This window comes from Clavibacter sp. B3I6, from assembly GCF_030816895.1.
In the GTDB taxonomy this organism is placed as follows: domain Bacteria; phylum Actinomycetota; class Actinomycetes; order Actinomycetales; family Microbacteriaceae; genus Clavibacter.
The window spans coordinates 2809344-2831688 of sequence record NZ_JAUSYL010000001.1 but is presented as its reverse complement, the minus strand read 5'-3'; the positions used below and the strand labels follow the sequence as shown (position 1 = coordinate 2831688).

21 protein-coding genes are annotated in these 22345 nt (G+C 74.3%); 7 read left to right on the top strand and 14 right to left on the bottom strand.

Annotated elements, in window-relative coordinates:
- Positions 1 to 24: 24 nt before the first annotated feature.
- Positions 25 to 1293, bottom strand: a complete 1269-nt coding sequence (locus tag QFZ62_RS13735; protein WP_307506751.1) for a glutamate--cysteine ligase — start codon at positions 1291 to 1293, stop codon at positions 25 to 27.
- On the bottom strand, positions 1290 to 2792 hold the full coding sequence (locus tag QFZ62_RS13730) for a M20/M25/M40 family metallo-hydrolase (RefSeq protein ID WP_307506749.1): 1503 nt from the start codon (positions 2790 to 2792) through the stop codon (positions 1290 to 1292). Before QFZ62_RS13730 ends, QFZ62_RS13735 begins: the two co-directional genes overlap by 4 nt.
- A 233-nt stretch (positions 2793 to 3025) precedes the next feature.
- Between QFZ62_RS13730 and QFZ62_RS13725 the strand changes: the two genes are divergently transcribed.
- Positions 3026 to 3502: an OsmC family protein gene (locus QFZ62_RS13725; RefSeq protein WP_307506748.1), complete on the top strand. Its 477-nt coding sequence runs from the start codon at positions 3026 to 3028 to the stop codon at positions 3500 to 3502.
- Positions 3503 to 3578: 76 nt separating this feature from the next.
- On the opposite strand, the gene QFZ62_RS13720 is transcribed toward QFZ62_RS13725, so the two are convergent.
- The 4 genes from QFZ62_RS13720 to QFZ62_RS13705 all read right to left on the bottom strand — a co-directional run bounded on the left by QFZ62_RS13720 (position 3579) and on the right by QFZ62_RS13705 (position 8116).
- Positions 3579 to 5039, bottom strand: coding sequence for a hypothetical protein (locus QFZ62_RS13720; protein WP_307506746.1), 1461 nt, complete (start codon positions 5037 to 5039; stop codon positions 3579 to 3581).
- On the bottom strand, positions 5032 to 6024 hold the full coding sequence (locus QFZ62_RS13715; RefSeq protein WP_307506744.1) for a hypothetical protein: 993 nt from the start codon (positions 6022 to 6024) through the stop codon (positions 5032 to 5034). Before QFZ62_RS13715 ends, QFZ62_RS13720 begins: the two co-directional genes overlap by 8 nt.
- Before the next feature lie 98 nt (positions 6025 to 6122).
- A complete protein-coding gene (locus QFZ62_RS13710; RefSeq protein WP_307506742.1) occupies positions 6123 to 6932 on the bottom strand; it encodes a nucleotidyltransferase family protein in 810 nt (269 codons plus the stop codon).
- On the bottom strand, positions 6929 to 8116 hold the full coding sequence (locus tag QFZ62_RS13705) for a ThiF family adenylyltransferase (protein WP_307506740.1): 1188 nt from the start codon (positions 8114 to 8116) through the stop codon (positions 6929 to 6931). The genes QFZ62_RS13710 and QFZ62_RS13705 overlap by 4 nt, the downstream gene beginning before the upstream one ends.
- Between QFZ62_RS13705 and QFZ62_RS13700 the strand changes: the two genes are divergently transcribed.
- A complete protein-coding gene (locus QFZ62_RS13700; RefSeq protein ID WP_307506738.1) occupies positions 8115 to 9821 on the top strand; it encodes a hypothetical protein in 1707 nt (568 codons plus the stop codon). The genes QFZ62_RS13705 and QFZ62_RS13700 overlap by 2 nt on opposite strands.
- A gap of 16 nt (positions 9822 to 9837) precedes the next feature.
- On the opposite strand, the gene QFZ62_RS13695 is transcribed toward QFZ62_RS13700, so the two are convergent.
- Entirely contained in the window at positions 9838 to 10698 is an 861-nt protein-coding gene (locus QFZ62_RS13695) for an alpha/beta fold hydrolase (protein ID WP_307506736.1), read from the bottom strand.
- Positions 10699 to 10742: 44 nt separating this feature from the next.
- On the opposite strand from QFZ62_RS13695, the gene QFZ62_RS13690 reads away from it, so the two are divergent.
- A complete protein-coding gene (locus tag QFZ62_RS13690; protein ID WP_307506735.1) occupies positions 10743 to 11285 on the top strand; it encodes a CGNR zinc finger domain-containing protein in 543 nt (180 codons plus the stop codon).
- 12 nt (positions 11286 to 11297) lie between these two features.
- Here QFZ62_RS13690 and QFZ62_RS13685 read toward each other — a convergent pair whose 3' ends face one another.
- On the bottom strand, positions 11298 to 12230 hold the full coding sequence (locus QFZ62_RS13685; protein ID WP_307506733.1) for a DMT family transporter: 933 nt from the start codon (positions 12228 to 12230) through the stop codon (positions 11298 to 11300).
- A 31-nt stretch (positions 12231 to 12261) separates the two neighbouring features.
- On the opposite strand from QFZ62_RS13685, the gene QFZ62_RS13680 reads away from it, so the two are divergent.
- Positions 12262 to 12822 (top strand): helix-turn-helix transcriptional regulator, encoded by a 561-nt coding sequence (locus tag QFZ62_RS13680; RefSeq protein ID WP_307506732.1) that lies wholly within the window; start codon positions 12262 to 12264, stop codon positions 12820 to 12822.
- A gap of 31 nt (positions 12823 to 12853) precedes the next feature.
- On the opposite strand, the gene QFZ62_RS13675 is transcribed toward QFZ62_RS13680, so the two are convergent.
- The 5 genes from QFZ62_RS13675 to QFZ62_RS13655 all read right to left on the bottom strand — a co-directional run bounded on the left by QFZ62_RS13675 (position 12854) and on the right by QFZ62_RS13655 (position 18549).
- The gene (locus QFZ62_RS13675; RefSeq protein ID WP_307506730.1) at positions 12854 to 13792 is read right to left on the bottom strand and encodes a 4-(cytidine 5'-diphospho)-2-C-methyl-D-erythritol kinase; all 939 of its coding nucleotides are present in this window, start codon (positions 13790 to 13792) and stop codon (positions 12854 to 12856) included.
- Positions 13793 to 13802: 10 nt separating this feature from the next.
- Positions 13803 to 14726, bottom strand: coding sequence for a 16S rRNA (adenine(1518)-N(6)/adenine(1519)-N(6))-dimethyltransferase RsmA (rsmA, locus tag QFZ62_RS13670; protein WP_307506728.1), 924 nt, complete (start codon positions 14724 to 14726; stop codon positions 13803 to 13805).
- Positions 14723 to 15673 (bottom strand): TatD family hydrolase, encoded by a 951-nt coding sequence (locus tag QFZ62_RS13665; RefSeq protein ID WP_307506726.1) that lies wholly within the window; start codon positions 15671 to 15673, stop codon positions 14723 to 14725. Before QFZ62_RS13665 ends, rsmA begins: the two co-directional genes overlap by 4 nt.
- Before the next feature lie 58 nt (positions 15674 to 15731).
- On the bottom strand, positions 15732 to 17309 hold the full coding sequence (gene metG, locus QFZ62_RS13660) for a methionine--tRNA ligase (protein ID WP_307506724.1): 1578 nt from the start codon (positions 17307 to 17309) through the stop codon (positions 15732 to 15734).
- A 106-nt stretch (positions 17310 to 17415) separates the two neighbouring features.
- Positions 17416 to 18549, bottom strand: coding sequence for a bifunctional 2-methylcitrate synthase/citrate synthase (locus QFZ62_RS13655; RefSeq protein ID WP_307506722.1), 1134 nt, complete (start codon positions 18547 to 18549; stop codon positions 17416 to 17418).
- Between the two features lie 240 nt (positions 18550 to 18789).
- On the opposite strand from QFZ62_RS13655, the gene QFZ62_RS13650 reads away from it, so the two are divergent.
- From QFZ62_RS13650 to QFZ62_RS13640, 3 genes are all read left to right on the top strand, one after another.
- Positions 18790 to 20262, top strand: coding sequence for an NAD(P)/FAD-dependent oxidoreductase (locus tag QFZ62_RS13650; RefSeq protein WP_307506720.1), 1473 nt, complete (start codon positions 18790 to 18792; stop codon positions 20260 to 20262).
- Between the two features lie 143 nt (positions 20263 to 20405).
- Entirely contained in the window at positions 20406 to 20639 is a 234-nt protein-coding gene (locus tag QFZ62_RS13645) for a PLD nuclease N-terminal domain-containing protein (protein WP_307506718.1), read from the top strand.
- A 55-nt stretch (positions 20640 to 20694) separates the two neighbouring features.
- Positions 20695 to 21285: an NAD(P)H-dependent oxidoreductase gene (locus QFZ62_RS13640; RefSeq protein ID WP_307506716.1), complete on the top strand. Its 591-nt coding sequence runs from the start codon at positions 20695 to 20697 to the stop codon at positions 21283 to 21285.
- Between the two features lie 14 nt (positions 21286 to 21299).
- On the opposite strand, the gene QFZ62_RS13635 is transcribed toward QFZ62_RS13640, so the two are convergent.
- Positions 21300 to 22343 carry an NAD(P)-dependent alcohol dehydrogenase gene (locus tag QFZ62_RS13635; RefSeq protein WP_307506714.1) on the bottom strand — a complete coding sequence of 348 codons (1044 nt, stop codon included), beginning with the start codon at positions 22341 to 22343 and terminating at the stop codon, positions 21300 to 21302.
- Positions 22344 to 22345: the final 2 nt, after the last annotated feature.

The following is a 22345-nucleotide window of genomic DNA, read 5'->3' as shown; positions in this document are numbered from 1 at the left end:
CGCGCGGGATGAGGTCGTGAACGTTCACGCGTCCCCGAGGGTCGCGTCGGCGATCTCGGCCAGGACGGCCTCGCAGCTCCCCGCCCGCGCCATGATCTCCCGCTGCCGCGCGGCGCCGTTCCCCCGCGCGAGGACCGCGGCCAGCCCCTCCGCCACGGCCCGCCGCTCGGCGTCGTCGGCGAACCCGTCGCGGACGTGCTCGCGGAGCGCCGCCACGGCGTCGGCCGCCCGGCAGGGCCGGCGCGTCACCGGATGCAGCAGGTCGTCGTCGAGGCCGGAGCGGCTCGCGCGCCAGGTGGCCAGGCGCAGCAGCGCGGTCGGGACGTCGTCGGCCGGGATCCCCGCCCGCCACTCCGCGGCCGCGGTCTCTACCAGCGCCCGGACGAGCACCGCGATCACGGCCGCGTCCTCCGGCACCAGGCAGACGTCCGCGATGCGCGTCTCCACGGTCGGCGAGTGCGCCGACAGCCGGGCGTCGGAGTAGACCATGCCGATGTCGAGGGACACGTCGGCCGCGAGCATCTCCCCCAGCGACGCGGCGTAGCGCGCGGCGGATCCGTGCACGTCGTACGCCCCTGCCGACGGCCACCGGCCCCACGCCTGGTACCGGTAGCTCGCGAACGCCGTGTCGCCGCCCTGCCAGAAGGGCGAGTTCGCGCTGAGCGCCAGGATCACGGGCAGCCACGGCCGGATCCGGTCGAGCACCGCCACGCCCTCCTCGTCCGAGGCGACGGCGACGTGCACGTGGAAGCCGCAGGTGAGCTGCTCGGTCATCGTGAGGCCGTAGCGCTCGATCATCCGGTCGTACCGCGGACCGGGGACGGCGTGCGGGGTGCAGGGGACGGTGCTCGTGGCCACGGCCACGGCGCGCGCGCCCACCTCGCGGGCGGCCCGGTCCGCGGCCCGCCGCCCGGACAGCACCGCCTCCCGCAGCTCGTCCAGGGTGCGCAGCGGCGGGCTGACCACCTCGATCTGCTCGTGCTTCACCTCCAGCTCCAGCAGGGCGCCGGGCACGAGGCCGTCCGCGGTGCGCGCGGTCACGGCGGCGGCGTCTCCCCCGTCGACCGACCCGGGCCCGCGGATGATGTCACCCGCGACCGGCGCCGGCTGCAGCGTCTCCGCGTCGATGAGCAGCAGCTCCTCCTCCACGCCGACGGTGCGGACGACCCGGGCGCCGGGCGGCACGGGGGCCGTGGCCGGCGGCGGGACGTGGGCCGGGACGGGTCGGTCCGACGGCGCGGCGGCCGCGGGCGGCATCGGCGCAGGGGCCGCGGATCCGGTCGGGGCGCTCACCGCGGATCCGCCGCATCCGCTGCATCTGCCGCGTCCGCCGGGTCTTCGCCGCCGGGGCCGAGCGCCGCCCCCAGCTCCGTCCAGAGGTGCGCGACGGACGCGGCGCCGTCGAGCAGCATCCGGACGTCCACGCTCTCGTCGCTCGCGTGCCAGTGGTCCTCCGGCAGCCCGGTGCCGAGGAACAGGACGGGCGCGTCGAGCACGCGGGCGAGCAGCTCCGCGGGCCCGCCGCCCGCGTTGCCCATCCGCCCGGCGGTCGCGGTCCCGTGGCCGCGCTCCATGGCGCGGACGAGCGCGTCCATCGCGGGCCCCTCGGGCGTCACGTACGGCTCCTGCCCGGTCTCCTCCGCGACCTCCAGCTCGTACGCGACGCTGTCCGGCACGTGCTCGGCGAAGAAGGCGCGCAGCTGCTCGGCCACGGTCGCCACGCGCTGCGCGGGCACGGTCCGCACGTTGAGGTCGGCCGTCGCCTCCGCGGGGATCACCGCCCGCTGGATCCCCGTCGGGTCCCCCGCGAGCACCGACAGCACCTCGAGCGAGGGCCGGGCCCACAGCCGCTCCTCGACCGTGAAGCCGTCCTCACCCGTGACGCTGCGGGTCTCGGTGCGCTCGAGCCACGTGCCGGTGTCGAACCGCAGCTCCTCCAGCTGGCGGCGCCGCTCCGGCGTCGGCTCCTCCACGTCGTCGTAGAACCCGGGCAGGGCGATGCGCCCGCGCGGGTCGTGCAGGCGCGCGAGCACGTCGACGAGGACGTGCACCGGGTTCGGCGCGGGTCCCGAGGCGGCGCCGCTGTGCACGTCGCGGTGCGGGCCGGAGATCCGGAGGGTGGCGCTGACCATGCCGCGCATCGACGACACGACCGCGGGGTCGCCGCCCTTCCACTGCAGGGTGTCGGAGAAGACGACCGCGTCGCACGCGAGCCGGTCGGCGTGCGCGTCGAGGAGCTCGGCGAGGTGCGGCGATCCCATCTCCTCCTCGCCCTCCACGAGCAGCACGAGGTTCACGGCGGCGTCCCGGTCGCCGCGCTCCGCGAGGTGCGCGCGGAGGCCCCACGCGTGCGCGAGGACCTGGCCCTTGGCGTCCGACGCCCCGCGCCCGTGCAGGCGCCCGTCGCGGAGGACGGGCTCGAACGGCGCGGTCTCCGACCACTCCTCCGGCTTCGCGTGGCGCACGTCGTGGTGGCTGTAGACGAGCACGGTCGGGAGGGCCGGATCCACGCGGCGCTCGGCGAGCACCGCCACCGCGGACCCGGTCGGGATCAGCTCGGTCACGAAGCCGAGCGACCGCAGCTCGCCCGCGAGCCAGTGGGCGGACCGCTCGACGTCGACCGCGTGCGCCTCCTCGGCGGAGATCGACGGGATGCGCACCCATTCCGCGAGGGCCGCGACGAGCTCACCGGACCGGTCGCGGAGGAACCGGGCCACGTCGTCGTCGGCGGCGCTCGGTCGGATGCCCGACGCGGCGGTCAGGTGGGTCGGGGCGGGGGGTGTCGTCGTCATGCTGTCCTCTCGTCGCGTCCGGCGTCGGCGTCGACGCGGCACCTCGAGCCAAGCCGGAGGCGCGGACGGGCATCCGGGCCTTGACAACGGAGCGGCCGACCGGGACGGGCATCCGGTCGGCGGGCCCGTCATGTCGCGTCACGCAGGCCGCTGCGGCCGCGCGGCTGCCTATCGTCGACCCCACGCGGCCCTCCGGCCGCGACCGCCTGACCTCGACGACGAAGGAGCGCACCATGCCGCAGCACCCCAAGGGATCCGTCCTCCCGTTCGACCTCCGCGGGTCGGGATCCGGCGTCCTCCAGGAGGTGACCATCGCCGGCAGCACGCACACGGTCCGCGCCGAGGGCCACCCCGCGTTCGGCGGCACGGACAGCGCGCCCAGCCCGCTCGACCTCGTGCTCTCCGCCTACGTCTCCTGCAACCAGGTCACCGCGACGATCGTCGCGCTCGGCCAGGGCATCACCCTCGGCGCGTTCGACGGCCGCGTGCAGGCGGAGCTCGACAACTCCGTGCTCGTCTTCGGCGCCGAGGGCGACGGCACGTTCTCGCGCCTGACGCTCACGGTCGACCTCGAGACCGAGCTCGACGACCAGGCCTTCGAGGCCTTCGTCGCCGAGGTCGCGCGCCGCTGCCCCCTGACGCAGCTCTTCGAGCGCGCGGGCGTCGAGATCACGAACACGTGGACGAACCGGGTGCTGGTGCGCGCCTGACGGCGCCGAGGCAGGACGGGCGGCAGGCGCTGCGAGGACCGGGCCGCCCCTCGGATCCTCCCGGCGCTCGGCTCCGCTAGTCGAGGAAGTAGCTCCGTGCCTTCTCCTCCGAGTCCAGGATCCGCTCCGTCGCCACTCCCACCGTTCGGGCGAGATCGACCGAGCCCAGGAGAGCCTCCTCGACGTCGGGCGAGAAGGCCCGCTCGAGAACCTGGAGGCATGCGGCCATGCTCACGTCGAGCTCGTCGATGAGCTCCTGGTGCTCGGCGGCGAGATGCGCGTCGAGATCGCGCTGGTCGCGGAGGTAGCCCTCGATCAGAGCCGCCTCATGCCGGGAGAGGGACGAGGCTGCGGCGGAGAACATGATCATGCCAACGGTGTTCCCGATGACGGCGCCGAGGACGGGCACCGGGATGAGCGCCTGCCCCACGAAGGACGACAGCGCGCCGACGGCGGCTTCCAGGCAGACGAGCTCGGCGTTCTCGATGAACTCCACCTCGCCGATCTCGCCCTTCCGCAGCCGATGCGCCTGCTCCGCGATCCCGAACGCCGCGGTGACCATGGCGCTCGCGACTGCCGCCGAGGTCGCCGTGAAGTTGGTGAGCGAGTAGATGCTCAGGCCCCGGATCCCGCCCCTGAGGACCCCCCTGCCGCTGTCGCCGGCGATCTCAGCCCAGTCCTCGTCCGTGAAGTCCGGGAGCCGGGTGCCCGCGCGCCGCTTCCGCACCACGGCGAGGACGAAGGCGGTCGCTCCCTCGACGCCCGCGGCCACGAGGGTGGCCTTCGCCCCCTCGCTCACGCCGGGGCGGCTCGTCCGGTGGGCGTCGTCCCGGCGGCCCTGATCGGTCGCGCGCAACGACTCCTTCTCCCCCTCCAGGGTCGCGCCGTACGCACCCCGCTGCACCTCGTCGTACCGGAGGTGCGAAGGCTCGAGGGAGTCGATGTCGACCGAGCGGGTCGCGAAGAAGGTCTGCACGCTCTTCCAGTCGCGAAAGGACGGACCATCGCCCCCGCGTGCGAGCAGGCGGCCCGCCTCCTCCCGACTCATGCCGTGCAGCGCCTGGATCGTCTCGAAGTGGTCACGGGGAATCTGATACCTCCCTCCGCGGCTCACGAAGTCGGGGTACCTCTCCATGTGCTCCGCGACGGCTCCCAGGCCGAAGCGCCCTCCGGCCGCGACGAACTTCTGCTGGATCTCCACGCCGCCGCGCATGAGGTCGACGGGTCCGTTGTCGTTGACCCACTGGTAGACGCTGCCCTCCCCCAGGATCTGGCTGCGGGCGTCCCCGATGCCGCTCTCAGCCGCCTCGGCGATGAAGCCGTGCATGCCCCGCGTCCCCCCGCGGTTCCTGCCGACCACCTCGAGGTCGATGGTCCGGATCGCCGAGTCGACGCGAGCGAGCGCGTCACGGAGGTTCCCGTCCTGCCGCCGGAGCGCGTCCAGCAGCCCGTCGAGTCGCACCTGGTTGAGGTGGTTCACCCAGGCCGCGACCGCCTGCTCCTGGTTCCGGCGAACGAAGTCCGGCATCTCAACCACGGCCGGCGTCCTGCTCGACCCGCGCGCTCAGCAGGGACGCGCATGCCTGCGTGCTGTTCACGAGCGCGGCGAGGCGCGACTGGTCGCTCGCGGGGAGCGCCGAGAAGTCCGCCCCGAAGGACCGCATCGACTCGCGGTAGCTCCTGGTCAGCAGGGACCGGAGCTCCTCGGTGCGCCGGAGGAGGTCATCGACCCGGGCGGCCAGCTCCTCGACACGGGCGGTGTTGCGCTTCACCGCGGTCAGCGCCTCCTGCTTCTCCTCGCGGGTCTCGTTCTTCTTCCAGGCGAACAGCGCCACCGAGGTCAGGATCGCCGCCCCCGCGACGCTCCAGCCGACCGGACCCGACAGCGCGAGGATCGCTCCTCCCACGGCCGTGCCTCCGCCGCCGGCCGCTACGGCGCCACCGCCGAGCCAGGCCAGTGCCGCGTTCGTCGCGGCGGCACCGGAGAGGGCGGAGATCGCCGTTCCCGTCGACGCGGCCCCGAAGGTGGTCGCGACCCACATCGCGGCGCTCGGGGCCACGCTCGCGACCGCGGCACCGGCGGCGAAGCCGGCGCCACCCCCGGCAGCGGACCGGCGAGCGGCCTCGAGATCACGGCGGGCGAACTCCTCCACGTCCAGGAACTCCGCCCTGTCGACGTCGATCCGACCGATGGCCGCGTCGAAGGACTTCGGGGTGTTCGCGATGCTGTTGACCAGCGCCTCCACGTGCTCGATGAGGTCCGTCGACCGCTCGCGCTGCCGCAGGAGAGCGAGCCCGGCGTCGTTCATGGTCGTGTACGCCCGGTTGTACTCCGCCACCGCTTCCTCGTAGGGATCCGGCTTCCTCGCGGCGAGCTTCTCGACGTTCCCCTTCGTCGCGTCCATCAGGTCGCCCGCCCGCTCGCCGAGCTGTGCGGAAGCGGCGCGCGCCCTCCGGGCTGCCTCGTCCACCGCCTTCGCGATCCCGTCCCTGGCCTTGCCCAGCCCGCGCTGATCGTCCATCGTTCCTCCGCGATCCCCGTCGATGTCGTTTCCTCACTGGAGGATATAGACGACGGACGACGCCACGGCGGGAGTCGAGGACGGATCAACGCCGCATCTCACGACGCGACCGCGATCCCCTCCCGCCGCACGGCGTCCACCAGCAGCGCCTCGACCGCATCGACGCCGCGCATCAGCTCGGCCGGCTCGACGCCCAGCCCGGCGACGACGGGGTCGACCCCGCGGAGTCCCGCGCGCGTGAGCAGCTGCTTCTCGTTGGTGGTCCACTCGCCGCGGTGGGCGAGCACCGCGTGGGCCGTCATGCACGCCGCCTCCGACAGGAGGCCGGCGCACTGCGCGACCCGGCCGCGACGGGCATGGCCCTCCCGGGCGTAGTGCAGCGTCAGCGCCGCGTGCTCCCACCAGATGCTCGGGGCGGACGCTCGGAGCGCCGGCGGGTACTCCCACCGCGGCACCTCCCCGCGCAGAGCGCGGTTCACGCCGAGCTCCGCCAGCAGGATCGTGCTCGGCAGCCCCGCCTGGTGGTAGAGCAGCCGCTCGATCGTGAACCGCCCGGCGAGCGCCTCCACGTGCACGGCCTCCAGGACGTCGAGGTCGCGGTAGTGGATGTCGACCGCCCGGCCGTCCACGTGCAGCGCCCCGCCGCCGTCGAAGGTCCGGCCCCAGCCGCCGCGCGGGCTGAGGGCGCCGGGCCAGCCGAGCGCGTGCAGGTCGTCGGGGTCGAACGCGGAGCGGTAGTAGACCGCCACGTCCCAGTCGCTGTCGGGGCGGTTCGCGCCCCGGGCCCGGGATCCGCCGAGCGCCACGCCGCGGACGCCCGGCACCGCGGCGAGCGCGTCGGCCACGTGCTCGAGGAACGCGTCGTCGTCGAGGCCGAGGACGGGGCCGGCCTCGGGAACGCTGCTCACGCCCGCCCCGCCGCACTCCGCCACGACTGGATCCCGCCCCGCAGGCTCACCGCGTCGCGGCCCGCCTCTCGGAGCGCCGCCGCGGCCGCCCGCGAGCGGACGCCGGACGCGCAGTAGACGATCACGCGATCCGTGTTCCCGCCCGGCACGGCGCCCGGATCCACCGTGACGATGCGCACCGGCACCGCGACGTGGCCGGGGATCGAGTCGGCGAGGCGCTCGTCGGGCTCGCGCACGTCGAGGAGGACGACGGGCTCGTCGGAGGCGAGGATCCGCTCCACCTCCTCCGCGTCGAGCTCGGTGCCGTCGGTCGCGGCGCCCACGCCGCAGAACAGGTCGTAGTCGGCGAGCGCCGTGACCCGCTGGCGGCCCTTCGCGCGCTTCACGCCGATGGTGCGGCTCGTGCCGGCCAGTGCGTCGAGCACCACGACCCGCCCGAGCAGGGGCTGGCCCGCGCCCGTGACGAGCTTGATGACCTCGGTCGCCATGAGCGAGCCGACCGTGCCGCACACCGCGCCGAACACGCCCGCCTCCTCGCAGGAGAGCACGGCGCCGTCGGCCGGCGGCTCGGGGAACACGTCGCGGTAGTCGATGCCCCGGCCGTCGGGCGCGGCATCCCAGAACACGGTGACCTGCGCGTCGAACCGGTACACGGATCCCCACACGCACGGGATGCCGACGAGGGCGGCCGCGTCGCTGATGAGGTACCGCGTGGCGAAGTTGTCGGTCGCGTCGACGACCACGTCGTATCCGCCGAGGATCCGGAGCGCGTTGTCGGCCGTCAACCGCTCGGCGTGCTCCACCACCTCGATCCCGGGGTCCGTCCGGTGCACCGAATCGGCCGCTGACGAGGTCTTCGGCCGGCCGACGTCGGGTGTGCCGTGGATGGTCTGGCGCTGGAGGTTCGAGAGGTCCACAGCATCGTCGTCTACTATTCCCAGGGTCCCGATCCCCGCCGCGGCCAAGTACTGCAGCACCGGGGAGCCGAGGCCGCCCGCGCCGATCACGAGGACGCGCGCGCGGTCGATGCGGGACTGACCCCCCATCCCGATGCCGGGAAGGGCGAGGTGCCGGGAGTGCCGTTCGCGCCGCTCGTGCGCATCCCGCCCGGAGCCATGACCACCCAGGCCCCGCCCCCCGGGGTGCGTGCCGTCCAGATCGACGAGCGGCAGTGACGACCCCATGACAGACCTCCGTACGGACGGCGGACGCGGACCCGCGTCGACCGGACCCAGCGTACGACGGCCCGCCGACGGGACCCGCGGCGGCCGTCCCTCCGGCCCCCTCGGCCGCTTCCACCACCGCCGCTGGGGCGACGCCTGGCTCATCGGCCTCCTCGGCTTCCTGTTCGCGCTCCCCCTCGCCGGGCAGCCGTCCGTCTGGTACGACGAGGCCGCCACGGTCGTGTCGGCCACGCGCGGCTGGGACGGCCTCCTGCGCATGCTCGGCACGGTGGATGCCGTGCACGGCCTCTACTACGCCCTCATGCACGTGTGGTTCGACCTGGTGGGCTACTCCCCCACGTCGCTCCGGTTCCCGAGCGCCGTCTTCGTCGGGCTCGCCGCCGCCGGCGTGGTGCTCCTCACGCGCACCGTGTCCACGCGCGCCACCGGCGTCGTCGCGGGCATCGCGTTCGTCGTCATCCCCCGCTCGGCCTGGATGGGCACGGAGGGCCGCTCCTTCGCGCTCGGCACGCTCATCGCGGTCGCGCTCACCGTGGTGCTCGTGCTGGCGGCGCGGCGCGCGGGCTCGCCGCCCCGGGTGCAGGCCGCGTGGTGGGCGCTCTACGGCCTCATCGCGTGGTTCGGCGCCTCGACCTTCATCTACCTGGCCCTGCTCGTAGGCGCGCACGGCGCCGTGATCATGTGGTCGATCGCCTCCGCCCGCGTGGGCCGCCGCACGCTGCGGCCGATGATGGTCTCCCTGCTCGGCTGGGGCATCGCCTCCATCTCGGCGGGGCTCCTGTCCCTGCCGCTCGTGGACGTGGTCACGGCGCAGTCCGGGCAGGTCGGCTGGATCAAGCCCATCGGCCCGAGGACGCCCGGGCAGGTGGTCCTCACGCAGCTCTTCCCCGAGAACACCGCGTTCGCGTGGGTCGCCTGGCCGCTGGCGCTGCTCGGCGTCGCGATGCTCGTCCGGCGCGGGATCCGCCTGGTGCGCGCCCGCCGGGCCTCGACCGCGGAGCCCGTGGGCGAGATGGCGGCCTTCGAGTCGGCGTACCTCCACGCGGGCTGGTCGCCGACCCTGCTGCAGCTCGCGGTCGTGTGGCTCGTCGTGCCGACGACGCTGCTCGTCTACGCGTCCACGCTCACGTCCCCGCTGTACTCGCCGCGGTACCTCGCGTACACGGCCCCCGCGTTCGCGATGCTCATGGCCGTGGGGATCCTCGCGCTGCGGTGGAAGCCGCTGGTCGCGGTCGTCACCGCCGGCCTCGTGGCCCTGTCGGTCGTGCAGGTCGCGCACGACCGCGGCACCACGCGCAAGGCGGACGCGGACTGGGCGGGCATCGCGCGCATCGTCACGGAGGAGCGCGCGCAGGAGGCGCCCGGCACCGCGGAAGCCGTGATCTTCGGGCCGGTCCGTCGGCACCCGAAGGCCACCTCGCGCGTCGTCGCGTACACCTACCCCGACGCCTTCCGCGGCATGGACGACATCCTGCTGCGCACCCCGCCCGGCGACACCGACGGCCTCTGGGAGGAGGCGTACCCGCTCGCCGAGCGGGTCGACGAGGTCGATGACGCGGACGTCGTGTGGCTCGTCACGAGCGACAAGCAGGACATCCGGCCCGAGGTCGCCGAGGCGCTCACGCCGCGGGGCTTCGCCAAGACCGACGACTGGCACGTGAAGAACGCGAACGTCGAGCGCTACGAGCGGGTCGCCGCCGGGTGACCGGCCCGAGCACGCCCTACGTCGCGTCCTGCCACTCGCCGATCGCCCGGACCACGTCGTCGAGGTGCGACTCGAGGAGGAAGTGCCCGCCGTCGACCAGCTCGATGCGCGCGTGCGGCGCGTCCTGGCGGAACGCCTCCGCTCCGGCCGCGGCGAAGATCTCGTCGTTGCGCCCCCAGATGGCGAGCAGCGGCACGCGGGACCCCCGCAGCCACGCGTGCACCGCCGGGTACAGCTCCCGGTTGGCCGCGTAGTCGCGGAAGAGCGCGAGCTGCACGTCGTGCTGGCCCGGGCGGGCGAGCAGCGCGAGGTCGTGCTCCCAGGCGTCGGGGTCGACCGCGGTCGGATCCGGGACGCCGTGCGTGTACTGCCACTCGACCGCCGCGCGCCCGAGGGCCGGGCGGAGGGCGTCGCGTGTCGCGTCCGTGCGCTCGGCGGCGTCGGCCCAGATCGGGTCCCAGAAGGACGGGACGAAGCCCTCCTCGTAGGCATTGCCGTTCTGCGTGATGACGCCCGTGACGGCCGCGGGGTCGGCGAGCGCCAGGCGCCAGCCCACCGGAGCGCCGTAGTCCTGCACGTAGATCGCGTAGCGGGTCACCCCGACGGCGGCGAGGAACCGGCCGGCCACGTCGGCGAGCGCGGCGAACGAGTAGTGCCACTCGTCGACCGACGGCGCGGACGAGCGCCCGAACCCGACGAGGTCCGGCGCGATGACCCGGAAGCGGCCCGCGAGCGCGGGGATCAGGTGCCGGAACATGTGCGAGCTCGACGGGTAGCCGTGCAGGAGCACGAGCACGGGCGCGTCGGCGGGCCCGGCCTCGCGCCAGAAGACGTCGAGCCCGTCGATCGAGACGGTGCGGTGGTGGACGGTGGCCATGGCTAACCCCTTCGGCTTGTTTTGGTGGTTAGCAGGACGGTAGCATGGATCCATCGCGCCACCCGGGCGCGGAGGATCGAGGAGCGGTGGACCGCGACGAGGAGCTGCTGCTGGCGGTGCTGAACAGCGCGCCGGTGGTCGACGGCCGGCGCGACGACCGGCTCGACGGCGCATCCGGCCGCCAGCTCGCCCGCACCTGGGGCGGCACCGGCACCGCCGCCGAGCTAGACCGGCTCCGCCGCGCCCGTGACGCGATCCAGGCCGTCGTGCGCGGGGACGCCGCCGCTCCGGACGCCGTCGCCGACCTCGCAGCCGTCGTCGCCGGCGTCGTGCGCACACCCCGCGTGACCGCCGAGGGCGTGGACTGGGAGCTCTTTGCGTCCCGCGACGACCGGCTCCCGGTGGAGGCCGTGCTCGCGTGGTCGAGCGTCACCGCCCGTCTGCCCGGCCGCCTCCGCCCGTGCGCGAACGACGAGTGCGAGCTGTTCCTCCTCGACCGCAGCCGCCCGGGCACCGCCAGGTGGTGCTCCATGGCCACCTGCGGCAACCGGATGAAGGCCCGCGCGCACGCCCGGCGGACGCGCTGAGCCGAGCGGTCGTCAGCCGACGGCCCGCGGGTCCCCGCCCTCCGCGAGCGGCGCCGCGTCGGGCTCCCGCCCCGCCCGCGGCTTCAGCTCGCTGACCAGCGTGCCGGCGACGATGAGCGCCGCCCCGAGGATCGCCAGCGCCGGCAGCCGCTCGCCCGCCACACGGCCCACGACCCCCGCCCACACCGGCTCGCCCGCGTAGATGATGGTGGCCCGCGTGGGCGAGACGGAGCGCTGGGCCCAGTTCATCGTGACCTGGATGAGGCAGCTGCTCGCGCCCAGCGCCAGCGCCGCCACGAGCCACACCCAGGAGAAAGCCGGGATCGCCTCGCCGGCCACGGGCATGCACGCGAGGGACAGCAGCCCGGCGACGAGGAGCTGCACCACGGTCACCCGGCCGACGTCCACGCGGCCCGCGAACAGGCCGATGAGGATTATCTCGGCCGCGATGGGCAGCGTGCTCACGAGCGTCGCCAGCTCCCCCGCCCCGAGCGCCACGCCCTCCTGCGGACCGGCGACGAGCAGCAGCCCCACGAAGGCGAGCGCGACGCCGACCAGCGCGAGCGCGCTCGGCCGCTTCCGGAACGCGGCCCACTGGAGCAGCGGCACGAGCGGCACGTAGAGCGCGGTGATGAAGGCGGAGGTGCTGCTCGGGATCGTCTGCAGCCCGTACGTCTGCAGGCCGTAGCCGAGGAAGATCATCAGGCCGATCGCGGCGCCGGCCCCGAGGTCGACCCGGCGCATCCCGCGGAGCGCCCGTCGGAAGACGACCGCGCTGATGAGGCCCGCCGCGAGGAAGCGGAGCCCCACGAAGAAGAGCGGCCCGCTGTGCTCCATCGCCACGTGCACCGCGAGGAACGTGCCGCCCCAGATCGCCGTGATGCCGATGAGGGCCCACTCGGGGCGGGAGGGCCGGATCGCTCGCGGCAGAGGAATGCGCAACATCCTGCACACTCTATGGTGCAGGATGTCGCACATGCCACCGTCGCCGTCGACCGCCGTCCTCGTCCACGTGGGCGGCAACCTCCGTCGCGTCCGCCACGCCGCGGGGATGAGCCAGGCGGCGCTCGCCGAGCGGTCTGGGATCAGCCGCCGCACGATCGTCATGGTCGAGGCGGGAGAGGCGAACATCAGCCTCATCGGGCTCGACCGCCTCGCGGAGGCCCTCGGCACGACCTTCACCGCCCTCGTCTCCGCGCCCGGCGCCTCGCCCGCGGCCATCGACGAGGTCGCCTGGCGCGGACGCCACCCCGCCAGCGTCGCGGTGCTGATGTCGTCGGTCCCGGCCCGGGCGGAGGCGCAGCTCTGGACCTGGTCCCTCGGCCCGGGCGAGCGCTACGACGCGCAGCCCGACCCGGAGGGCTGGCACGAGATCCTCCTCGTCACGGCGGGCACGCTCCTCCTCGAGCGCGGCGCGGACGACGTCGTGCCGTTGGCCGTGGGGCAGCACGTCGCCTTCTCCACGGCCCGGCCGTACGCCTACGCGAACGCCAGCGACGTCGACGCGGTCGTCTTCACGCGCGTCGTCGTGAGCTGACCGTCCGCCGGGGCGGCGCGCCGTGCCCGGGTCAGCCGGTGATGATGCGCGCGCCGTGCACGGGCCCGGTGGCCCGGATGACCGTGAGGCGGGCGGCGCTCAGGGCGATCTGCAGCTCGAGCGCGCTGTCGAGGTCGGCCGCGAGGAACGCGACCGTGGGGCCGGATCCCGAGACGATGCCCGCGAGCGCGCCGTTCTCCTCGCCGAGCTGCAGCACCTCGCCGAGCCCGGGCGCGAGGTGGAGCGCGGGCGCCTGGAGGTCGTTATGGAGGACCTCGGCGAGCATGTGCGGATCCCCCGCCCGGAGCGCCTGCAGCACGCCCGAGTCGACCTGCGGGATCTGCTGCGCCGGGAAGATGTCCTGCGCGTGCCGCTCGCGGTGCTTGTCGAGCTCGCCGTAGACGTCGGGCGTGGAGACGCCGAACTCGGCGATGGCGAGCACCCACTGGAAGGTGCCCTTGGCGAGCGCGGGGCTCAGGCGGTCGCCGCGGCCCGTGCCGATGGCGGTGCCGCCCGCGAGCGCGAACGGGACGTCGGCCCCGAGCTCCGCGCCGAGGGCGAGCAGCTGGTCGCGCGTGCGCTCGGTGCCCCAGAGGGCGTCGCAGGCGAGGAGGGTGGCCGCGGCGTCCGCGGATCCGCCGCCCATGCCGCCCGCGATGGGCACGTGCTTCTCGATCCGCAGGTGCACGCCGCCGCGGTAGCCCGTGGCGCGGGCGAGGAGGCGGGCGGCGCGGATGGCCAGGTTGTCGGCGCCGGTGGTGAGGTGCGACGTGTCGATGGACCCGCCGAACTCGACCGAGAAGCCGTCGGACCGGGTGGCCCACACGTCCTCGTAGAGGCTCACGGCCTGGTAGGCGGTGGCGACGTCGTGGTAGCCGTCCTCCTGGAGGGCGCCCACCGTGAGGGAGACGTTGATCTTGCCCGGAGCCCGCGCATGCACCACGTCGGAGGTGGTGGCCGCGGAGGTCATGTGCTCCAACCTAGCGGAGGCGGGGAGGCGCTCCGTCCGCGTCCCGATCGGCCCAGGCGAGCGCCACGCGGAGGTAGTCGTGGACGCTCAGCTGCTCGCCCCGCGAAGTGGGGGCCACCCCTCCGGCCTCGAGGAGCGCGGACGCCGCCTCGCTCCCGCCGAGCAGCTCGGCGAGCGCCTGGCGGAGCATCTTGCGGCGCTGCTGGAAGGCCGCGTCCACGATCCGGAAGGTGCGCACGCGCAGCGCCTCGGACGCGAAGGGCTCCGCGTGGCGCTCGAACGCGACGAGCACGGAGTCGACGTTCGGCACCGGCCAGAACACCTGGCGGCTGACCTGGCCGGCCGTGCGCCACGCGCCGTACCAGGCGGCCTTGACGCTCGGCGATCCATACACCTTGGATCCGGGCGCCGCGGCGATGCGGTGCCCGACCTCGGCCTGGACCATGACCACGCCCGTGCGGATGGCGGCGAAGTGCTCGAGCAGGTGCAGCAGCACGGGCACGGACACGTTGTAGGGCAGGTTCGCGACGAGCGCGGTCGGATCCCCGGGCAGCTCGGCGACGCGCAGCGCGTCCTCGTGCACGACGGTGAGGTCGGCGTCCGGCTGGTAGAGGGCGACGGTGATCGGCAGCTGCTCGGCGAGCCGGCCGTCGATCTCCACCGCGACGACGCTCGCGCCCGTCTCGAGGAGGCCGAGGGTGAGCGATCCCAGCCCGGGCCCGACCTCGACCACGTGCGTGCCCGCCGTGACGCCCGCGACCCGCACGATGCGGCGCACGGTGTTGGCGTCGATGACGAAGTTCTGGCCGAGCTTCTTGGTGGGCGCGACGCCGAGGAGCTCGGCGAGGTCGCGGATCTCCGCGGGGCCGAGCAGGGTGGCCGGTGCGGCGTTCGGCGCGGCGGCTGCGGGCGCGGTCGACGCCTCGTCGCTCACGCGCGACCCGCCGGGTCGATCTCGGCGGGGTCCTTCGACGGCGACGTGACGGGCTCGTCGTCCCAGCGGCCGTAGACGAGCTCGGTGTTGGAGGAGATCTGCGCGGCGAGCATCGACACGTCGGTGCCGAGGTGCGCCGCCATCGCCCGCAGCGTGTGCGGGATGAGGTACGGGGCGTTCGGGCGGCCCCGGAACGGCACGGGCGTGAGGAACGGCGCGTCCGTCTCCACGAGCAGGAGCGAGCGCGGCGCGAACGCGAGCGCCTCGCGGAGGTCGTGCGCGTTCTTGAAGGTGACCGTGCCGGAGAAGGACATGTACCAGCCGTTCTCGGCGCAGATGCGGGCGAGGTCCTCGTCGCCGGAGAAGCAGTGGAAGACGGTGCGCTCGGGGGCCCCGACGCGCAGCAGCGTGGCGACGACCTCGTCGTGCGCGTCGCGGTCGTGGATCTGCAGCGCGATGCCGCGCTCCTTCGCGATCCGGATGTGCTCCTCGAACGAGCGCTGCTGGGCGGCGCGGCCGTCCTCCCCCGTGCGGAAGAAGTCGAGGCCGGTCTCGCCGACGGCGCGCACGCGCGGGCGGCCGGCCAGCTCGTGGATCTCGGCGAGCGCGTCGTCGAGCGTGCCCGCCTCCTCGTAGGCCGGGGCCTCGTTCGGGTGGATCGCGACGGCGGCGAGCATGCGCGGCTCGTGCGCGGCGGTCTCGGCCGACCAGCGGGACGTCTCGAGGTCGCCGCCCACCTGGATCACGCCGCGGACGCCGACCGAGCTCGCCCGGTCGAGGTGCTCGGTGAAGTCGATGGGCGACTCGCCGTCCGCGATCTCGAGGTGCGTGTGGTTGTCGTAGACGGGGACCGTGAGCGCCTCGGGCAGCGGCGGGTACGTGAGGTCGCGCGTCTGGCCGTGGACCGCGGTGGTGTCGCGCTGGCGCACGTAGTTCGAATCGGACATCGCGCTCACTCTACCGACGGGAGGGTGCCGCGCCCGGCGGGGCGCGGCACCCGGGACGTCACGCGGTGGCGGCGGTGGGCTCCTGCTCGATGCGCGGGAACAGCGGCGCCTCGAGCGGGGTGACGACGCCGGATCCGGTCCACTCGTCGGCGAGGTCGATGCGCTGCTGGCCCACCGTGCCGTCGCCGCCGAGGGCGGTCCAGAGCTTGGCGGTGGCGCCGGGCAGCACGGGCGCGAGCAGCACGGCGAGCGTGCCGAGGCCGCGGACCGCCGTGTGCAGCACGGTCTCGAGGCGCGCGCGGTCCGCGTCCTTCTTCGCCAGCGCCCACGGCTCCTGGCTCGTGATGTAGCCGTTGAGCTCGTCGACCAGGGTCCACACGGCGGCCAGCGCCTCGTGGATGGCGAGCCGCTCGATGGCGTCGTCCGCGGTGGAGGCGGCGGCGCGCGCGACCGACAGCACGCGCTCGTCGGCCTCGGTGAGCTCGTGCGCCTCGGGGACGCGGCCCTCGAAGTACCGGCCGACCATGGCGATCACGCGGGAGGAGAGGTTGCCGAAGCCGTTGGCGAGCTCCGCCTGGTAGCGGGCGCTCAGGTCCTCCCAGCTGAAGGAGCCGTCCTGCCCGAAGGCGAAGGCGCGCATGAAGTAGTAGCGGAACGCGTCGATGCCGAAGGTGTCGGTGATGGTCTGCGGCACGATGCCCGTGAGCTTCGACTTCGACATCTTCTCGCCGCCGACGAGCAGCCAGCCGTGGCCGAAGACGCGGCGGGGCGGCTCCTCGCCGAGGGCCATGAGCATGGCGGGCCAGATGACCGCGTGGAACCGGAGGATGTCCTTGCCGACGAGGTGCGTGGCGGGCCAGCGGCGCTGGAACCGCTCGTCGTCCACGCCGTAGCCGATGGCCGTGACGTAGTTCATGAGCGCCTCGAACCACACGTAGACCACGTGGCTCTCGTCCCACGGGATCGGGATGCCCCAGTCGAAGCTGGAGCGCGAGATGGAGAGGTCCTCGAGGCCCCGGCGCACGAACGACAGGATCTCGTTCCGGGCGCTCTCGGGCTGGATGAAGTCGGGGCGCTCCTCGTAGAACGCGAGGAGGCGCTCGCCGAAGTCGCTCATGCGGAAGAAGTAGTTCTTCTCCTCCAGCAGCTCGACGGGCTTGGAGTGGATGGCGCAGACCAGCTGGCCCTCGAACGGACCCGTGCCCTCGAGGAGGTCGGAGGGCTGCTTGTACTCCTCGCAGCCGACGCAGTAGTAGCCCTTGTACTCGCCCGTGTAGATGAACCCGGCGTCGTGGAGGCGCTGCAGGAAGATCTTGACGCTCTCCTCGTGGCGGGCGTCCGTGGTGCGGATGAAGTCGTCGTTGGAGATGTCGACGGCCTTCAGCAGCGGCTGCCAGCTCTCGGTGACGAGGCGGTCGGCCCAGGCCTGCGGGGTCGTGTCGTGCGCCGTGGCGGTGCGGAGGATCTTCTGCCCGTGCTCGTCGGTGCCCGTGAGGAACCAGGTGTCGTCGCCGCGCTGGCGGTGCCAGCGGGCGAGGACGTCGGCGGCGACCTCCGTGTACGCGTGCCCGATGTGCGGGACGTCGTTCACGTAGAAGATCGGCGTGGTGATGTAGAAGGGCTCGCCGCGGGACATGGGCTCCATCCTAACGATCGGCGGGAGGGCTCCCGGCCGCGTGACGGGGGCTCGCGCAGCGGCTCGGGGCGGGCTCCGGATGGGGCGCCGGGCGGTCCGTCCGCGCTCAGGACAGGTGGCGCTCGGCCGGCCCGTCGTACTCGGAGAGCGGCCGGATGAGCGAGTTCGCGGCCCGCTGCTCGACGATGTGCGCGGTCCAGCCGACGACGCGCGCGGCCACGAACAGCGGCGTGAAGGCGCGGGTCTCGAAGCCGAGGAGCGCGTACGCCGGGCCCGACGGGTAGTCGAGGTTCGGCAGGATCCCGGTGCGCTCGGCCATGCCGCGCTCGAGCGCGTCGTACAGCTCCATGGTGCGGGTGGCCGACTCCCCCGCCGGGCCGCCGGCCGCGACGCGCACGGCGACGAGATCGTCGAGCGCGTCCTTCATGGTGGGCACGCGCGAGTCGCCCGCGCGGTAGACGCGGTGCCCGAAGCCCATGACCTTGCGCTTGGCGGCGAGCGCCTCGTCGAGCCAGGCGTCCACCCGCGGTGCGTCCCCGATCTCGTCGAGCGTCTCGAGCACGGCCTCGTTGGCGCCGCCGTGCAGCGGGCCCTTGAGCGCGCCGATCGCGCCCGTGACCGCGGAGTGCAGGTCGGCGAGGGTCGAGGTGATGACGCGCGCCGTGAAGGTGGACGCGTTGAAGGAGTGCTCGGCGTAGAGGATCAGCGAGACCTCCATGGCCTTCGCGTCGGCCTCCGTGGGCCGGTCACCGTGCACCATGAGGAGGAGGTTCTCGGCGAGGCCGAGGTCGTCGCGCGGCTCGACGGGGGCGAGGCCCTGCCGGCGGCGCTGGTCGTAGGCGATGAGGACGGGGATCTGCGCGAGGAGCCGCACGGACCGCTCGAGGTCGGCGTCCGCGGAGTGGTCCTCCGGCGTCGGATCCGCCGCGCCGATCGCGCTGACCGCGGTGCGGAGGACGTCCATGGGGTGCGCGTCCACGGGGAGCGCGTCGACGATCCGCAGCACGGCCTCGTCGGGCTGCCGCTCCGCGCGCTCCTGCGCCTCGAAGTGCGCGAGCTCCTCGTCGGTGGGCAGCTCGCCGTGCCACAGGAGGTACGCCACCTGCTCGAAGGAGCAGTGCGCCGCGAGCTCCTGCACCGGGTAGCCGCGGTAGAGGAGGGAGTTGGTGGCCGGCTCGACCTTGCTCACGGAGGTCGTGTCGACGACGACGCCGGCGAGGCCCTTGCGGATGTCGGTCATGGTGCTCCTTCGCGGCATGCCGCACCCGCGTGGTCGGCGGGTGGTGCCTCCGGGTGCGTTCGTCACTGTATCGGGGCGGGTGGCGCGGGAGCGAGGGTCGTCCGTGACGGTCGCCGGCCGGCATCCGCGGCATGACGCGGCGCCTCCGGACCCGGGTCGCGGCCGGATCCGCTCGGTAGCCTCACGAGCAGGCGCACCCGAGGCGCCGCCCGCGCAGCCGCGCCGACCCCGGAGGACGCCATGCCCGAGAGCACCGACCACGCCGATCCCGCCGACGCCGCAGCGGACACCGCGCCCGACGCCGCCAGCGACACCCCGGCCCACTACGACGTCGCCGTCATCGGCGCCGGACCCGCGGGCACCGCCGCCGCCCTCCGCGCCGCCGAGCTCGGCGCATCCGTCGTCGTGCTGGAGGCCGGCCGCGTCGGCGGCACGTGCGTCAACACCGGGTGCGTGCCCACGCGCGTGCTCGCGAAGACCGCGCGGCTCGTCCGGGAGGTGCGCTCCGCGGGCGAGAACGGGATCGGCGTGGGCACGCCTGTGCCGCACTGGCCGTCGATCGTCGCGCGCGTGCACCAGCAGGTCGACCGCGTGCGCTCCCTCAAGCGCGAGGGCGAGCGGTTCCGGGAGGCGGGCGTCGAGCTGGTCCACGAGGGCCGGGCGCGCTTCGTCGACGACCGGACGCTCCAGCTCGACAGCGGGCGCCGGATCACCGCGGGCTCGATCATCGTGTGCGTCGGCGGCCACTCGCGGCGCCTGCCCGTGCCCGGCGCCGACCTCGCGACCGTCCCCGAGGACGTGCTCGCGCTGCCCGAGATCCCCCGCCGCCTCGCCGTGATCGGCGCCGGCAACACGGGCGCGCAGCTCGTGACCGTGTTCCGCTCGTTCGGCTCCGAGGTCACGCTGCTCGACGTCGCGCCGCGCGTGCTCACCGCCTCCGACGCGGCGATCTCCGAGGCCGTGTCCGACGCGTTCGTCGCGCAGGGCGTGCGCGTGCACGTGGGCATCGACACCGTGACGGGCATCACGCGCTCGGCCGACGGAAGCCTCACACTGCTCTGGCGCGACGGCGACCGCCCGCAGTCCTCCAGCTTCGACGCCGTCATCATGGCCACCGGCTGGCCGGCCGACGTCGAGGACCTGGGGCTCGAGGCCGCGGGCGTCGAGGTGGCGAGGTCCGCGATCCCGGTGGACCGCTACCTCCGCACCCGCGTGCCGCACATCCTCGCGGTGGGCGACGCCAACGGGAAGGACATGCTCGTGCAGGCCGCGCAGTCCGAGGGCGAGGCCGCCGCCGAGAACGCGGTGCTCGGCGTCAACCGGCGGATCCCGCTGCAGCTCCTCCCCGCCGGCGGCTTCACCGACCCCGACTACGCGGGCGTCGGCCTCACCCAGGCGAAGGCCCGCGAGCGCGACAGCGGGTGCGTGGTCGCGCGCGTGCCGTTCTCCGCGGTCGACCGCGCGGTGATCGACGACCGCGAGGCCGGCTTCCTCCTCCTCATCGCCGACCGCCGCCGCGAGCTCATCCTCGGCGCGCACGCCGTGGGCGAGAACGCGGTCGAGGTGATCCAGTCGGTCACCACCGCGATGGCCGCGGGCGTCGACGTCGCGACCCTCGCGCACGTGCGGTTCGCGTACCCGACGTACAGCGCGATCATCGGCATCGCGGCGCGCGCGCTCCTCGCGGAGCAGACCCCGGCCGAGCTCGACTGACGGCGGGCCGGCCCCGGCTCCCGGGCCCGGGCCCGGGCCCGGCGGCCGACCCGCGTCGTACCCGGGGGTGACGCGCCCGGGCGCGACCGGGTCGTAGCGTGCAGGCAGGCCGAGCTCATCGGCCGCGCATCCGGAAGGACACCGTGGGATCCCTCACCGCCTGGCACACGATCATCATCGGCATCGTGCTCGCCCTCGACCTCGTCGCGCTCGTGCAGGTCGTGCGCGACCGCAGCCGCAGCAGGACGGCGAAGGTCGTCTGGTCGCTCGTCATCGTGCTGCTGCCCATCGCCGGCTTCGTCGGGTGGCTCATCGACCTGACGCTCGGCGCCGCCACGCGGGGGCTCGACCGCCGGAACGCGCGCGCCCTCCGCTGATCCTCCACCGAGCGCTCCGGAGGGGACGCTCGGCGACGCGTGGTCGGATGGGCGCATGACCGCGCTCATCGTCACGGCCCACCCCGATCCCGACTCCCTCACCCACGACGTCGCCCGCCGGCTCGCCGATGCGCTCGGCGCCGACCGCACGACGGTCGCGCACCTCGCCCAGGAGGGCTTCGACCCGGTGTCCGGCATGCCCGACCGGCGCGCCTACTCGGGTGCCGCCGGCGCCCCCGCGGACGTCGTCGCCGAGCAGGCGCGGCTCGACCGGGCGGATCACGTCGTGCTCGTCTTCCCGGTGTGGTGGTGGTCGATGCCCGCGCTTCTGAAGGGCTGGATCGACCGCACGTTCATCGCCGGCTGGGCGTTCGGCGTCGACGACGACGGACGCATCGAGAAGCGGCTGCAGCGCCTCACCGTGCACCTCGTGCCCGTCTCCGGGACGAGCCGGGAGTCCTTCGCCCGGCACGGCTACCTGGCGTCGTTCGAGACGCAGGTAGGGCACGGGATCCTCGACTACTGCGGCGCGCGCCGCGGCGCCACCGCGTTCGTCCACGACTCCGAGTCGGGCGACCGGGACGCGGTCGCAGCCGAGGCCGACCGTGCGGTGGCGGAGGTCGTCGCGGCGGTCATGGCCGCCTGACGCGCGGGCGCGGATCAGACCGCGTCGTCGATCCCGGCCATGTCGAGCACGAAGCGGTAGCGCACGTCGTTGCGGCGCAGCCGGTCGAAGGCGACCTCGACGTCGGCCACCGGCACGACCTCCACGTCCGCGGTGATTGCGTGCTCGCCGCAGAAGTCGAGCAGGTCCTGCGTGGCGGGCCGCCCGGCGCTGCCGGACGAGGCGAGGCGGCGGCGCGCGGTGAGGAGGTCCATCGCCTGCACGCCGAGCGGGCCGAGGAAGCCGAGGACGCACAGCGTCCCGTCGAGGTCGAGCACCCGGAGGTAGGGGGCGAGGTCGTGGTCGACGGAGACGGTGTCGACCACGAGGTCGAGGCTCGAGCCGGCCGCGGCCATCGCCTCGGCGTCCGTGGAGACGACCACGCGGGTCGCGCCCAGGCGCACGGCGTCGGCGCCTTTGGCCGCGGTCGTCGTGAACACCGTGACCTCGGCGCCGAGCGCCCGCCCCAGCCGCACCGCGAGGTGGCCGAGCCCGCCGAGGCCGACCACGCCGAGGCGCGTGCCCGGCCCGACGCCCGCGGCGCGCATCGGCTCCCACACCGTGACGCCCGCGCACATGAGCGGGGCGACGGCGGCGGGATCCAGCGACGCGGGCCGGCGGTAGACGAACGACTCGCGGACCACGTAGCGGCCCGAGTACCCGCCGAGGGTCGTGGATCCGTCGACACGGTCGCGCCCCGCGTAGGTGAGCGTCGGGAACTCGACGCACATGTTCTCGTGCCCCGCCCGGCACATGCGGCACGCGCCGCACGAGTCCACGATGTTGCCGACCGCGACGGGGTCGCCGGGCGCGAAGGCCGTGACGGCGGATCCGACGGCCACCACCTCCCCGACGAACTCGTGGCCGGGCACGAGGGCGTGGTCGCGGCCCCGCTGGCCGAGCGCGTGGAGGTCGGAGTGGCAGACGCCGCAGTGCGTGACGCGGATGTCGACGTCGTCGGGCCGGAGGTCGCGGCGGTCGATCGCGGTCGGTCGCAGGGGCTGGCCGGAGGCCGGGGAGAGGAGGGCTGTGGTGCGCATGC

Coding starts and splice junctions, on each gene's coding strand:
- QFZ62_RS13730 (WP_307506749.1), bottom strand. CDS start 2,792: ATGACGACGACACCCCCCGCCCCGACCCACCTGACCGCCGCGTCGGGC.
- QFZ62_RS13725 (WP_307506748.1), top strand. CDS start 3,026: ATGCCGCAGCACCCCAAGGGATCCGTCCTCCCGTTCGACCTCCGCGGG.
- QFZ62_RS13715 (WP_307506744.1), bottom strand. CDS start 6,024: ATGGACGATCAGCGCGGGCTGGGCAAGGCCAGGGACGGGATCGCGAAG.
- QFZ62_RS13700 (WP_307506738.1), top strand. CDS start 8,115: ATGACAGACCTCCGTACGGACGGCGGACGCGGACCCGCGTCGACCGGA.
- QFZ62_RS13705 (WP_307506740.1), bottom strand. CDS start 8,116: ATGGGGTCGTCACTGCCGCTCGTCGATCTGGACGGCACGCACCCCGGG.
- QFZ62_RS13695 (WP_307506736.1), bottom strand. CDS start 10,698: ATGGCCACCGTCCACCACCGCACCGTCTCGATCGACGGGCTCGACGTC.
- QFZ62_RS13690 (WP_307506735.1), top strand. CDS start 10,743: ATGGATCCATCGCGCCACCCGGGCGCGGAGGATCGAGGAGCGGTGGAC.
- QFZ62_RS13685 (WP_307506733.1), bottom strand. CDS start 12,230: ATGTTGCGCATTCCTCTGCCGCGAGCGATCCGGCCCTCCCGCCCCGAG.
- QFZ62_RS13680 (WP_307506732.1), top strand. CDS start 12,262: ATGCCACCGTCGCCGTCGACCGCCGTCCTCGTCCACGTGGGCGGCAAC.
- QFZ62_RS13675 (WP_307506730.1), bottom strand. CDS start 13,792: ATGACCTCCGCGGCCACCACCTCCGACGTGGTGCATGCGCGGGCTCCG.
- QFZ62_RS13665 (WP_307506726.1), bottom strand. CDS start 15,673: ATGTCCGATTCGAACTACGTGCGCCAGCGCGACACCACCGCGGTCCAC.
- metG (WP_307506724.1), bottom strand. CDS start 17,309: ATGTCCCGCGGCGAGCCCTTCTACATCACCACGCCGATCTTCTACGTG.
- QFZ62_RS13655 (WP_307506722.1), bottom strand. CDS start 18,549: ATGACCGACATCCGCAAGGGCCTCGCCGGCGTCGTCGTCGACACGACC.
- QFZ62_RS13650 (WP_307506720.1), top strand. CDS start 18,790: ATGCCCGAGAGCACCGACCACGCCGATCCCGCCGACGCCGCAGCGGAC.
- QFZ62_RS13640 (WP_307506716.1), top strand. CDS start 20,695: ATGACCGCGCTCATCGTCACGGCCCACCCCGATCCCGACTCCCTCACC.
- QFZ62_RS13635 (WP_307506714.1), bottom strand. CDS start 22,343: ATGCGCACCACAGCCCTCCTCTCCCCGGCCTCCGGCCAGCCCCTGCGA.